Origin of the sequence: Pedobacter cryoconitis (assembly GCF_003259615.1) — a bacterium.
Classification (GTDB): domain Bacteria; phylum Bacteroidota; class Bacteroidia; order Sphingobacteriales; family Sphingobacteriaceae; genus Pedobacter; species Pedobacter cryoconitis.
Map to the genome: position 1 here is coordinate 56,634 of NZ_QLLR01000006.1, position 14,162 is coordinate 70,795.

Genomic DNA, 14,162 nt, shown 5'->3' on the forward strand with positions numbered 1-14,162 from the left:
CATTTTAGTCTTGATGAAAGCTCTCTTTTTGCCGGTGCTTAGCGTTTGCATATTGAAGAAAATATTTTTGTAAAACAAGAGGCAAAATATTTACTCCTGAAACTTGTTCGGGTTGAAGTTTACAATCACCACTATACTGACAATCATAACCTAAATGACATAGATAAGGTAAGTTTTTGTAAAAAATAATATAGGATACTTTTCTCTCATAGTCTTCACTATTGCCACAATAATAAAACGGTATAAGAACCGTACCAGATTCATTAACTTTTTGCATTGTAATTTCTTTTGGATCGAGATAAATTAAGCTCATTTTTGCGTCAGGATAATCATAAAAAAACTTAACATCCCCTTTGTCATTTATTAATCTGGCCGCTATGGTACATAACTCTGCATCGAATGGCGGATCATTTAAGCGACAAGGGTTAAAGACTTCAACTTCTAATGTGTTTTTACCTACAGGATTAATAAATGTTTTCTTAAAGGTCTGCGTTTTATTTTTCCTCAGCAATTCAGCCTTATGCTGCCCGAAAATCTTTACACATAAATCTTGAAATTTAAAGAAAACAGCATCATTATAAGCTGATAAATAAGTTATCGGTAAAACCATCTTTTGACGGATTAAGGGCATTTTAATCAGCTTATCTTTTTGATCATCATAATAATTCCAGCTGCCCTGGTAAGTATTGATTAACATATCAATAGAGGATTCTCCACTACCATCGTTGTTTGCAGGCCCTAATTCATATCTTTTCATGCTGATCAGCTGTATTTTTTTGGTGGTTTTATCATAGGCAAATTCACTGCGGTAACCCGCCCGCATATTATTATTCACGAACTCAAACCCTCTTTTTGTAGCATTAATACCAGATGATACCCGCTCAAACTCAAAGTCTTCACTGGTTATAGTTTTAAACTTCTGTGTAGAAAGCTTACAAATCAACGTTGCATACTTTCTATCAAAAATCACGATGTCTTTGATGGAATCTTTATCAAGGTCTATATGCAAAGTATCCGTCTTATCACTTAAAGAAGCATAGGTGTTTAGCGATATAAATATTGTAATTCCAATTAATAAGCTAAATTTCATGAGGGTAAAAATACAGCCTGAGTTTTATCATGATTTTATGAACTTATTATTCGTTAGCTTAATCTAAGTATAAGCCTGCCCCCTGCTTAGTATTCGCGAATAACCGGACAAATCGCGGTACACATCAAATCATTAAATCTTATAAAAATAAGCTGCTGTTTATAATCTTTGCGATTCATTTTGTAAGCCTGACTCGCGGTTATCTTTTGATTTAATCTTTTTATTGCCGAAACGATACGTAAAATTCAGGCGTATCTGGCGGCTTTCTCCTACATAAGTGGTATGAAGCAATAAATTGTTCAATTGTGTATCTGTATTAATTTTATTCGTCCTGAACAGGTCAGTAACCGCCAGCTTAAGTGTTGCCTTGTCTTTCATTAAATTCTTTTGCAAGCCAAGATCAACTTGTGAATTACTCTTGATATAAGTATTCAGCCCACTTATATTTTTCGAATTGACTACGCCCGCAACCTCAGCTGTCATATGACCAGGCAGGTTAAAAGTTTGCTGAATATTAAATGTACCTGCAAAACGGCTGCGGCTATAATTTCCATATTCAGGAGTTCCCACTTTATTCTCCAAACGGTATCCGATCCCGGTCAGGCTCATTGTCCACCATTTGGCCAGGGTAATTTGTTGTGTAATAGTCAGGTTAAGGTTATTCTGAAATCCTATATTTCTTGGGATCATAATAATCCTGTTCTGTTCAAGCACTTCCGTTATCCCGCTGCTCAGATCACTTGTCTTTGTATAACCAGCTGATATTGTTGTATTTTTATAACTATACTGCAGCGCCAGTGTATTTGCATATTGAGGCTGAAGAAATGGATTTCCTTTCCAGTAAGAAAGCTCATCTACAGGATAAGAGAATGGGTTCAGATCATTATACGCAGGACGGTCAATACGGCGTGCCACACTTAAATTATAGGTCCCTGAATTTTTGGTTTTATAAGTAATCCCGGCAGTCGGAAACACATTCAAATAATTTCTCACCACCAAAACCGGCGACTGATTACTGCCATTCCGCGGCTGCAAATCTCCTTTAGAATGCGTATTTTCCATTCTTACACCAATATCCACCTGGAGTTCTTCATTAACCGGAGTTTCGTACTTCAGGTATCCTGCAGTTATTTGCTCCTGATACTTAAAGGTATTGGATACATCGACATCAATTATTGCTACACTACTATTCATATCATACTGATTGAATACATTGTCAGCATTTACAGTAGAAAATTTTGCACCAGTTACCATTCTCCCTTTCCCCAGCGAAAAGCCATAGTCAGCCTTAACTGCATACAATTTAATATCCCTGCTATTGGCCACCAAAAAATTATTAGCAGATTGAAAATCACCATTTGGAGCATAAAAACTATTTGTACTCAGGTTTTTTGTAGCTGCATCGAAAATCCCATAATCAGCATCTATATCCAGTATATTATTTTTACGCCCTTTATAGCGGTAATTCAGGTTAACATTATAACGGTTAGTCTTCTGATCCGGATAATCACTCTGACTTTTCAGCGTCTGTAAAAGCTGTCCTGTTGGCTGATCATAAATATTCGTTAACGGGGTAATCAGGCCTCCACCACTTGAAAAATTACCATTCATCACAATTCCAATGGTTTTAGTTGTATCTATAGCATAATCTGCACCCAAAGCTGACCCGATGTTACGGCGCTTATCCACATCATGATTCGCATTCAGATATACCTTTCCATTGGTGGTCCGGTCATTGTCGTAGTCCATCGCAAAATGCCCGAAATTATGGTTGTAACTTCCAAACAGGTTAACTTTTCCTTTCCGGAAGTTAAGGTTCATATTGGTGTTTTGCTTTAAAGTGACCCCGTAAGCAACTCCATTGTTAATACTGCCGTTGAAACCTTCAGCAATTGATTTTTGAAGCACAAGATTAATAATACCACCAGTACCAGCAGCATCATATTCGGAGGATGGATTTCTGATAACCTCAATAGATTTTAAGTCGGAGGAGGACATCGTTTTCAGTAGCTGTGCCAGTTCAGCAGCCTGCAAATAAGTTTGCCTGCCATTAATCATAACCAGCGCACCGTTTGCACCATTCAATGTAATTGAGTTATCCTGGTTAACGATTACACCCGGAGTTTTCTTTAAGGCTTCCAGTACATTAGTCCCTTGCGCGGTTATACTTTGCTGGATATTATAAATCATTTTCCTGCCTTCAATTTTAACAAGCGGTTTATTAGCTGAGCTTTGAATAACAATCTCCTTTAAACTACGGGTGATAACTTCAATTTTAATAACGCCAAGATCCATGTTTTCCGACAACTGTAGCAGCTGGCTTTGATAAGACAGCGCACCAAGGTAACTCGCAGCAACCACATAACTCCCGGAATCGGTCGTCAAAGTAAAAGCCCCATCCGCACTGGTTAAACTTTGTTTAATAACCTGACCAGTGTGACCGTCCTTTAAAAATAAAGTCGCGCCATCAATGGCCACGTTATCTAAATTCTTAAGGATACCTTTTAAGATGAGCTTCGTATTGCTTTGTGCGAAGCCATTTGAAAATACACAAGTAAGTAGAAAAATTAATAAAATATTTTGCTTAAAATTAGCATCAATCATGAATAAATATGGTAATGTTTTCGGTCTTGTTATAATTATATGGAGAGTAAGTTAATACAAATTAATCACCAGAATGATAAAAATAACAGTTCACCACCTTAACATATTAAAAATCAATTCTTCACCCGTTTCTGTTCGCTTTCCGCTCCGCTTCCTTCATGTTTGCGCAAATTGGAGATCGCTTTACCAAACCTGTAGCTTAAAGAAACTACCCCGGTCCTGCTGTCATTCACATTATGATAATCAGCTTTGGTGAGTGCTAAATTATTAATCGCACCGCTATTTACATAAGAATGGAACACATCATTAACCACTAGCTTAATTGTTGTATTCGCTGACAGTTTCTTAGCAATTGCCACATTCACTCTTTTCTGTTCACCAGTAACAAACTGAACATTCGTTATTTTACTTTGGTAATAACCATCCAGCTGTATGGTCCAATCCTTCCCGGCTTTAAACTGCAAAATTGGTTTTAAATAGTAGAATGTACCTTTCGTATCCAGTTGCCCCGTATAAAATGCACTTACCGTATGAATATTGGTTACCTGTCCATAAAAATGAAAGTTAAACCAGGAAGCCAGATCAAAACTCCCATCAAAAGATAGTGACTTCACTGTAGCACTTCCAATATTGCCTGGCCTGCTGTAATAAATTCCGTTAACAATTTCAATTGTCTCATTCACCTGATCAAGCGATTTTCCATAACTCAGCGACGTTGTAAATTTGCCCTTATAAGTATGAGACAGTTCGATACTATTGGTATAAGATGGCTTCAAAAAAGGATTTCCAGTATAATAAGTAAACTTATCAATCGGGGATAAAAATGGGTTTAAATCCTGGTAATAAGGCCTGTCAATTCTTCGCCCATAATCCATGCTGAGCAAATTAGTACCTGCACTATCCAGTTTATACTGCAAAAACAACGTAGGAAACAGCCCTGTATAATTACGTTTAAAAGTAGAATCAGCCTTTTGTACATTGCCCAGCTGATTTCCGTTAGAAACTGTGTTCTCCAATCTCAGGCCTGCTTGTACAGTTAAACCCTTAAATTCCTTATTTGCATTTACATAAGCTGCATTGATATGCTCTTTGTATAAAAAATGATTAGTCTTATTGTAATCCGGTTTGGTAACCTGGTTTACTGTATAAAAATAATCAGCAATATTATCAGTCTGTGTGTAACTGGTTTTAAGCCCGGTTTCCAATTTGACACCGCTTTTCAAAGGATGTGAATAATCCATTTTAGCTGAATATATATTAATTCCGGCAGGCAGAGATCCCGTTAACAGGTAGTTGCTGGCAAGCAGTCCATCCTGCGGATAACTATTGTTATCAAAAGATTGATTGTTTTGAGTTTTATAATTTACATAATCTATGTCTGCCGTTAACTCCCGGCCATTCTTATCAAATAAATGCCTGTAATTTAAATTAACGCCTATGTTTCTGAATTTATGCAGTTCCCTGTTATCAGCCAATACAGTAGAGTCGGGCAAATTCTGAGCATTTGTAAAAACACTTTTAACAAACATTTTTTGTTTCGAAGGACGGTATAACCCGGTCAATCCAATACCTAAAGTGGTTTTCTCAGATAAATAGTAATCCATACCGACCTTGCTGGTATAACTTTGTCCGGTTGTACGGGAAAAAGAATTCTGTAAGAAATTAGAAGTGATCGCTCCATTTGCATTTTCAAAATGGCGGTTAATATCCAGATCACTATAATTATTAATCACTGCAAGCCCGGCATTACCGAATAAGTTCACTTTATTATACCGGTAATTGAAGTTAAAGCTATTGTTAGTCCGCGTATATTCCCCCTGGACATAGCTTAGATTAACTCCGCCATTAAATCCCTTTAATTTGCTCTTTTTCGTCCTGATATTGATAATTCCGCCATTCCCTGCTGCATCATATTTGGCAGGCGGATTACTCATCAGCTCGATCTGATCAACAGTAGATGAAGGCAATGACTTTAAATAACTTTCCAGGTCAGCTCCTGAAAGGTAGGCCGGCTTATCATCAATAAATATAACCGCCCCTTTTCCCTTTAAACTCACCCCTCCACTTTGATCAATCATAATCCCCGGAGACTTCTCAAGCACTTCATAAACAGTACTTCCGGCACTACTGACCATTGCCTCTACATTGATCACGGTACGGTCTATCTTTTTTTCTATTAAAGCTTTTTGACCGCTTATTTTGACTTCCTGTAATGCTAATCCAGTTTGCTGTAGCTGAATTACTGGTAAAATAGTACTTACTTGTAATTGGAAACTATCTCCTTTATAAACCGCATATCCGATCATCATCACAGCAATCCTGTAAGTACCTGCTTTTAAATGTGCCAGAGCATACGTTCCTTTTGAATCGGTTACTGCGGTTTGAACCGGTATAGAACCGGCCGCCTGGTAAAGATAAACCGTAGCACCATCCAATGGAATTTTGCTGTAAACCTGACCAGTGAGGACTAAGTTAGTTTGTGCAATTGCAAAATTTAAGGCTGTGAGCAGCAAGGTGACCAGGAGCGCAATAATTCTAAGTTTCATCATCGTTTATTTGATTCGGGACAAAAGTGCTGTTGTCTTTCGGAACCGATGGTTAACAAAAGGTTAATGAAGAGTTAACGGGCATCCAATGATGAGCTAAGTGGGTTTACTATTGTTATATTTGAAATACCAGATGAACAAGAATCACACAACCAGGGTCCTTTTAATAGCATGTGTAATCATCGTATGCACTTTATCTTTTATTCAGTATTACCTGATCAGGAACACTTACCGGCTTACCAGGGATAACTTTTATGCAGAGGTAAAAGAAATAACACACAAGTTGACCAACAGCCCGGCTATGATTTCCTTAGAAGAACAAATCAGGACAGAGTTAAGGCAAACTGTGATCCAGTATGTGACTAATCCAATGAGCAAACCTGGTTTTCTAAAATTATTAAAGAGCAGCACACAGCAAAGCGGTCATAAATTCAGTGTTTATTTAAAAAAAATGCAGGACAAAACCCCCGGTCTTGAAGGCATCGCTTATAAATCACAATTTGATGAAATCATCTTTGAGATCAATGGGAAATCAGACACATTGCTTGCTGCAACGGCAAAGCCTGTGGTATTTTCCGGGGATGACTTCCACACAGCGGTTACTTTAAATAAGGATGTGACGCTGAGCAATGGAGAGGATTTACGTATTATAATCAGGCAATCAAATCTTATGGATATTTCCAGGCGGGAAAATGAAGTTATCAAACGGATGGCTGGTGTATTATTTCTCGCTGTTGGTTTAATTGTAGCTGTGATTATTTTATTATACCTGGTTTTTAGCGCGCTGATCAGACAAAAGAAACTGGCAGAAATGAAAACGGATTTTGCGAATAACATTACCCATGAGTTGAAAACCCCTTTAAGCTCTGTAAGTATCATCTTAAAAAGTATTTTGTTAAAAGAAGTTCAGGCAGAAGCAGCCTTATTGAATGATCTGCTGCAATCACTAAACAGGCAGCATGGAAAAATAAGGCAGCTTGTGGATAGCGTACTGGATAGTGCAATGGTAACAGCTATAAAAGTAGAACATAAAGAGCTGGAAATTACCAGTTTCCTGCAGGAATATGTGAATGATTTAGCGATTGCCAATCACAAATTAACAGCTAATATTGCTACAGGACCATGCCTGTTGCTAACCAATGCCACAACAGTAGAAAAAATATTAAATACCTTAATAGACAATGCTGCAAAATACAGTGAAGACGGCCTGTCAATTCATTTAGTCGCTTTGCAAACACCAGCGCATTATCATATAGAAATTACCGACCACGGGCCTGGTATTCCCGTACCTTATCAGCAGTATATCTTTGATAAGTTTTATCGTATTCCAGAGCAAAACAAACACACCGTTAAAGGCTTAGGCTTAGGACTATACCTGGCTAAACAAGCAGCCTTACAACTTGGCGCTGAGCTCACGGTAAAAAGTAAGCCCGGAAAAGGCAGTACATTTCTAATCAGTTTACCTTTATGAATATCAAAGTATTAATAGTAGAAGATGATACTGACCTGGGCAACCTGTTAAAGCAGTATTTGGAAATAAACAATTTCCAGGCCCACCGGGTATATAACGGCATAGAAGCCCGTGAGGAACTAAAAAGAGAAGCTTATGATATTTTGATTATTGATGTGATGATGCCTAAAGAAGACGGTTTCACGCTGGCAGAAAAACTAGTGCAGACTTATCCGCAACTCCCCTTTCTTTTTGTAACTGCCCGTAAACTAAAAGAAGACATCCTGTATGGCCTCAAACTAGGCGCTGATGATTATATTTTAAAACCCTTTGACGCAGACGAGCTTATACAGCGGATCAGGAACATCCTGAAACGAACGAAAATTGCTCCTGCTCCGGAAACCATTCAGATTGGGATTTATCAGTTCGAACCCGTTAATCTGATGCTGACTTCTGCCGGAGATCAAAAGATACTTACAGAAAAAGAAGCCCGGTTACTTCATTACCTGTGTTTGCATCAGAACCAGGTGATCAAAAGAAATGATATACTCAATCACCTATGGAAAGAATCTGATTTCTTTAACGGCCGGAGTATGGATGTATTTATCAGCAGGCTCAGAAAGTATTTAGCACAAGATAAAGGCATCCATATTGAAAGTATAAGAGGTATTGGCTTCCGTTTTATCATTGACAACTGAGGTAATTACAAGTTTTTCGGTAAAAATGCAGCCTGTTTTGATGTAAACAGCATTTTTTTCAATTCATAATGAGGCATTTAAACATATAAAGCAGATTAACGTTTGCAGAAATGCACATTATTTGTACTTTTGTCGCGGAGAGTTGGCAGAGTGGTCGATTGCGGCAGTCTTGAAAACTGTTGACTTGTCAAAGGGTCCGCGGGTTCGAATCCCCCACTCTCCGCCAAACAAAAATGCTACCCTCTTCGGGTGGCATTTTTTGTTTTAAAACGGCCTGAGCCCTTCAGCTCAGAGGCCAGGTTTAAAACAAAAAATTGCCAGGAGCGCAGCGACAAGCATTTTTGTTTGAAGCCCCCCCAAAAGGGATCAGCGAGAGTAACGAGCTAATCCCCTTCCTGGACGATAAACCCCTGGAAAAAGTACCCCAACCTGCAACTATAAGTATTAAAAATAAATTAACTACTTTTAAAATCTCTAAAAGAATTTTAATTACCTAAAAAGCTATAAAGCCTACACTTATTCAATAACTATCCATAAAATGAGGATCATATTCAATTATATGCTGACAACTAAAATTCAAATTATCAAAACACTCTTAATTATCAGCTTAATTGCCATAACCTTATCCTGCAGAAAAAAAGATCCTGCCCCTACTATTCATAACCCAGGCCTTCCTCCAGTTGTTGCTCCTGCACCTGCCTCCTGGAAATTCCAGGTTAGGGGAACAACTGCCGATTTAAATTCCCTCTATTTTACAGACAGCAACAACGGATATGCTGTTGGAAAAAAAGGTACTATTCTTAAAACAACAGATGGAATCTCCTGGACACTTCAAAAAAGCGGAACAACTGTCGACTTAAAATCTGTTTATTTTACCGATAGAAAAAACGGTTATGCAGTCGGGGATTTTAATATCTTTAAAACTACGGATGCAGGTGCCAGTTGGGAAGTCTACATTAACGGCGCACATATTCGTGCAAACTCTGTTTATTTTACAGACTCTAATACTGGCTATGTTGCCGGTGACGGAACCATTCTTAAGACAACCGATGCAGGTGCAACCTGGACAAGTACTATTGTCGGAAGAGAAACACTCTGGTTACGGTCCGTTTATTTTACAGATGCCAATAACGGCTATGCAGTTGGCGGTGATGGTTCTATATTTAAAACAACAAATGCAGGATCTGCATGGATAGCTCAAACTGTCGGAACAGAAACTTTACGCTGCGTTTATTTTATCGATAAAAATAACGGATATATAACTGGTAATGAAGGAACAATTCTCAAAACCACTGATGCTGGAACAAGCTGGACAAAACAAACTATCCAAAATTATAATTTAAATTCTATATTCTTCACTGACATAAATAACGGTTATGCAGTGGGCGACTACGGAGGCAGTATCTTTAAAACTACTGATGCAGGAATTACGTGGACAGTCAAAATATTATCCCCAGGATATTTAAGTTCTGTTTATTCAATAAGCGCTGATAACAGTTATGCCGCAGGCAGTTCTGGAAATATACTGAAATACGGACTGTAGTACCCCAATAGCAAAAATTACAAGTTATTGTACCAGCTAATCAACACAATTATTCAAATCCTTTAATATAAGCAGTAGGCGTAATCCCAAATTGCTTTTGAAAGTCTCTGGTAAAATTCGCAGGTGAATTATACCCGATCATAAAGGCAATCTCGTTAATTTTATATTGTTTGGCAGCAAGAAGTTCGGCAGCATACTTTAAACGGTAAAGTGCAATCAATGCACTCGGTGTCATATTTGTCAGTGCCTTAATCTTCCTGTATAAAGTCGGCCTGCTCATATTCATTGCTTTAGAAAGCATTTCTACATCGAGAGCGGAATCGCTTAATCGACTGGAAACCTCATCTGTAAGCTGTTTTAGGAAGGTAACATCAGTTTTAGAATAGGCTACCCCTTTGATCTCACTAATAGGAGATCTCGCAAAATGTTCTTTTACTAATTTTCTGTTTTTCAGCAAGCTTTTTATCTGTATATGTAAATGAGACATGGAAAATGGCTTATCAATATAAACATCCGCGCCAGTCCCTAACCCCTCAATCCTTGAATCAACCGAGCTTTTAGCAGTGAGCAGAATTACAGGAATATGGCTGTAATTAATATCGGTCTTGATACTTCTGCACAAATCCAGGCCATCCATTCCTGGCATCATAATATCACTTACCACCAGATTTACCTGGTGTTTTTCTAAGAGGGCCAGTGCTTCAACTCCGTCATTTGCCTTAAGAATAAAGTATTCTTCCTCCAGTTCCTGGGCAATATATTTCAGAATATCACTATGATCCTCCACAAGCAAAATTGCCGGAAGGCCTTTAGCAGATAATTTATAATCAATCGAATCAGCTAATGAATCGTCGTTTTCCCTGTGATCTGCCACATAGTTGATCTCTGTTTGCTGATGCAAAGGGAAGGTCACTGTGAATACATTGACATGAGCGTTGGTTGTCAGTGTTATCGTTCCATTGTGCATTAGTGCAAGCGATTTCGCGAGCGAAAGTCCTATACCTGTGCCTGAGTTTTTATCATTTTCGTCTATTCTAAAAAAAGGCTCAAAAACTTTTTTATGATACTTTGCAGGTATTAGTGTCCCGTCATTTTTAACTTCCAGGCTAAAAGAATCATCTTCACTGTTGATCGGAACAATTCTCACAGAAATAAGTTGTTCTGCATATTTAAATGCGTTGGAAATCAGGTTAACCATTATCTTTTTAAAAGCCTCGATGTCCAGATAAGCATGGAGTGTTAAATGCCGGGGTAACTCCAGCTTATAATTCAGTTTTTTTTGTGTAGCTATCAGCTGAAAATCATCATAAATATCCTCAAGCAGCGTATTCACATTGGTTTTAACGAATACAAGGTTGAGGTTACCCCTGTCAGATTTCCTAAAATCCAGTAATTGATTGGTTAATTCTATTAAACGATTAGTATTTTTATTGATCATAGTAAGATTTTCCTTAACTTTTCCATCAAACCCTTTAAGAGTTATGAGTTGATCAAGCGGTAATTTAATTAAAGTTAATGGTGTACGCAGTTCATGGGCAATATTTGTAAAAAATTCGATCTTAGATTGATTTAATTCCTGAGTTTTTTGATACTCATACTGCTCAAGCTTTCTATTATGTTGATTGCTAATATACTTTTTGTAAGTAACAATTAAAAAATATAAGACTAGAATAACAATACAAGAGTATATTAAATAGGCAGTAACAGTTAGATAGACCGGCGGTTTTATGCGGATGAACAATTTTTTCTCACCAGTTTTCCATTCTCCTGTATTACTCTCTGCTGCAAACTCAAAAACATAATTTCCCGGAGCCAGCCCTGTGAAATAAACTTTTCTGTTCCTGTTGAGGTAAATCCAGGATTCATTTAATCCAAGCATTCTATAACGATATTTGATTGCTTTAGCTGCAGAATAGTCGAGCGCCGCAAATTCAAGATTAATATTATTTTGGTCGTGGGAAAGATTAAGATGGTCTTTATAAGTTATAGAATTCTTTGACAGCGTATCTTCTTTGTCACTGGAAAAGGCTTGGTTATTAATCTCTAAAGTAGTTAAATAAAGTCGTGGAGGATTGGACAACTGGTTAAAATTCTCTGGATCAAAAGCTACAAAACCTTTAATACTACCAAAATAAATGATTCCGTTTGCAGCGCTGTAAGCTGCACTGTAATTGAACTGATCAGTGATCAATCCATTTTCTTTTGTATAGGTGGTAATTTTTCCATTAGAAGGATTCAACCTTATCAGTCCTTTCACAGAGCTCATCCAAAGCAGATGTTTACCATCTTCTACAATTCGATAGATATAATTGCTGGACAACCCTGAATCTGTTGTGTATCTGCTCTGGGTAATACCATTTCGGTCCAGCTTAATTACACCTCCCCCCTCAGTTCCAAACCATATATTATCCTGGGCATCTTCATATATACAATGGACTGTAGGTTCTGCAATTACAGCTTCATCAGGGCTGCTGTTCCCAAATCTCAGATGGATAGTTTTACCTGTATGCGGATCATAGCAGAATGCACCATTATTAGCACTCCCCACCCAAATCCTGCCCTGATGGTCTTCGATCACAGCAAAAACACCGTCCTGATAATCAAATCCTTTTACGGCAGAAATCTTTCTGGTACTCTGGTTAAATTCGTACAGCCCTGCATTCGCTCCAATCGTTCCCAGGTAAATTTTCCCCTGTTTGCTTTTGAGCAGGCATAGTACAAAATTGCTGCGTGTCCCATAAACTGCGCCAAGTTCCCTGAATCTTTCTTTGATCAGACCTGTATTCAAGTTCATCACTTCTAATCCATGATCATACAGGCCGACAAAAAGTTGACGACCTGCGATTAACAGGCTATGCACATTTGAATGCCCCAGACTTTGAGGACTGTTATCCGGCCGAAAGTTTTTAATACTTCCTGTGCTTAGATCCAGACAACTCACCCCCGCGTCTTCCGTGCCAACCCAAATGCGATGCAGCTCGTCTTCGCCTATTGCACTAATGGCGTTCCCTTTAATAGAATTGCCTCCATCCACATGGTAATATTTCCTGAATCTCGAGTTTTTTGCTGTATAATAATTAACCCCGCCGAAATAAGTCCCAATCCACATTCCTCCATCAGAATCACGGCAAAGGGAATAAATAGCATTATCATTGATGGCATAAGGATCACTTTGATTTTTCTGTAAAATGGTCGTAGTCTGAGTACTTGCATGGTAGATAAAAACTCCGGATTCAGTGGCCACCCATAGCTCTCCAGGTGCTCCTGCTAAAACTGACCTCACATTTATAGCTGTGCCATCGGTGTTGCGCTGGAATAACGTTTTTGATCTCCTTGTCAACCGGTTATAACACAGAAGACCCAATTTGCTGGTTCCAACCATAAGCTCCTGACCCGAAGGGAAAACGGCAGTAATCATTTTAAGGCTTGCTGACAACTTTTTATTTATCACCTGAAAGCACAGTATTTGCCCGCTGGAAAAATTGCACTGCAATACTTCACCGTTACTATTGCCCATCAATAGCTGGTTGGTTTTATCCAGAGTTAAACAAGTGGCTTGTATATTTAAATTAAGGAGTTTCTTTGTTTCCTGGTTGTACGACCATACCGTGTCAGAAGCAAGAAAATAAATCATTTTACCAGTGGCGACAACGGCCCCTATACGCTCGGAAGGCTTTAATATACGCTCATTGAAAGTCTCTGTTTGAGGGTCAAACTGATACAGTCCCCGCCCGGTTGCGAGCCAAAGGCTTCCGGCGCTGTCTGCACACAGCGAATGAACCTGGTCGTCACCCACACTACCGAATTGATGATGTGGATTCGTGAATTTTCTGAAATTGAAGCCGTCGAAACGATTAAGACCATCTTTTGTCCCCAGCCAGATGAAGCCCTTTTTATCTTGAAGAATACTCAATACTGTATGATGAGATAATCCATCATCTGTTAAGTAGTGCCGGAAATAATAGCGCTGAGCATAGCATAAACTATTAAAACCCAAAATTATCAATAGGGTTACTAAAAAATACTGAAACTTCTTCATCACGTTATTGATAGTGCATATAGAATAGCCTGTAACATCAGGGTTTATAAAATTAAGTTACTTATTGACATATTCCAGATTTTCTGCGCTCCCAATATAATATTGAATCATAGTGAATAAAAATTGAACAGTAGTGATAAGCCACTGAATTTTTATTCAAATACATTAGGTGAGGTTTTTATTAACCTGCAG

The 14,162-nt window shown here is 38.2% G+C and carries 7 protein-coding genes and 1 tRNA gene; 4 read left to right on the top strand and 4 right to left on the bottom strand.

Annotated features, from left to right (window positions below; translation table 11 throughout):
• Nucleotides 1-4: 4 nt before the first annotated feature.
• From LY11_RS09010 to LY11_RS09020, 3 genes are all read right to left on the bottom strand, one after another.
• The gene (locus LY11_RS09010) at nucleotides 5-1,090 is read right to left on the bottom strand and encodes a hypothetical protein (RefSeq protein WP_111633390.1); all 1,086 of its coding nucleotides are present in this window, start codon (nucleotides 1,088-1,090) and stop codon (nucleotides 5-7) included.
• A gap of 159 nt (nucleotides 1,091-1,249) precedes the next feature.
• On the bottom strand, nucleotides 1,250-3,694 hold the full coding sequence (locus LY11_RS09015; RefSeq protein ID WP_111633391.1) for an outer membrane beta-barrel family protein: 2,445 nt from the start codon (nucleotides 3,692-3,694) through the stop codon (nucleotides 1,250-1,252).
• Nucleotides 3,695-3,807: 113 nt separating this feature from the next.
• Nucleotides 3,808-6,243, bottom strand: coding sequence for an outer membrane beta-barrel protein (locus LY11_RS09020; RefSeq protein ID WP_111633392.1), 2,436 nt, complete (start codon nucleotides 6,241-6,243; stop codon nucleotides 3,808-3,810).
• A gap of 130 nt (nucleotides 6,244-6,373) precedes the next feature.
• Between LY11_RS09020 and LY11_RS09025 the strand changes: the two genes are divergently transcribed.
• From LY11_RS09025 to LY11_RS09045, 4 genes are all read left to right on the top strand, one after another.
• Nucleotides 6,374-7,711 (top strand): sensor histidine kinase, encoded by a 1,338-nt coding sequence (locus LY11_RS09025; protein WP_111633393.1) that lies wholly within the window; start codon nucleotides 6,374-6,376, stop codon nucleotides 7,709-7,711.
• A complete protein-coding gene (locus LY11_RS09030; RefSeq protein WP_111633394.1) occupies nucleotides 7,708-8,388 on the top strand; it encodes a response regulator transcription factor in 681 nt (226 codons plus the stop codon). The genes LY11_RS09025 and LY11_RS09030 overlap by 4 nt, the downstream gene beginning before the upstream one ends.
• 136 nt (nucleotides 8,389-8,524) lie before the next feature.
• Nucleotides 8,525-8,614: transfer RNA gene (locus LY11_RS09035), tRNA-Ser, on the top strand.
• 312 nt (nucleotides 8,615-8,926) lie between these two features.
• A complete protein-coding gene (locus LY11_RS09045; protein WP_111633396.1) occupies nucleotides 8,927-9,931 on the top strand; it encodes a WD40/YVTN/BNR-like repeat-containing protein in 1,005 nt (334 codons plus the stop codon).
• A gap of 49 nt (nucleotides 9,932-9,980) precedes the next feature.
• Here the strand turns inward: LY11_RS09045 and LY11_RS09050 are convergent, their stop codons facing one another.
• Nucleotides 9,981-13,970, bottom strand: coding sequence for a hybrid sensor histidine kinase/response regulator transcription factor (locus tag LY11_RS09050; RefSeq protein WP_111633397.1), 3,990 nt, complete (start codon nucleotides 13,968-13,970; stop codon nucleotides 9,981-9,983).
• Between the last annotated feature and the right edge of the window lie 192 nt (nucleotides 13,971-14,162).

Bases quoted from the DNA above. Each gene is read 5' to 3' on its own strand.
- LY11_RS09010 (WP_111633390.1), bottom strand. From the start codon at position 1,090: ATGAAATTTAGCTTATTAATTGGAATTACAATATTTATATCGCTAAAC.
- LY11_RS09015 (WP_111633391.1), bottom strand. From the start codon at position 3,694: ATGATTGATGCTAATTTTAAGCAAAATATTTTATTAATTTTTCTACTT.
- LY11_RS09020 (WP_111633392.1), bottom strand. From the start codon at position 6,243: ATGATGAAACTTAGAATTATTGCGCTCCTGGTCACCTTGCTGCTCACA.
- LY11_RS09025 (WP_111633393.1), top strand. From the start codon at position 6,374: ATGAACAAGAATCACACAACCAGGGTCCTTTTAATAGCATGTGTAATC.
- LY11_RS09030 (WP_111633394.1), top strand. From the start codon at position 7,708: ATGAATATCAAAGTATTAATAGTAGAAGATGATACTGACCTGGGCAAC.
- LY11_RS09045 (WP_111633396.1), top strand. From the start codon at position 8,927: ATGAGGATCATATTCAATTATATGCTGACAACTAAAATTCAAATTATC.
- LY11_RS09050 (WP_111633397.1), bottom strand. From the start codon at position 13,970: ATGAAGAAGTTTCAGTATTTTTTAGTAACCCTATTGATAATTTTGGGT.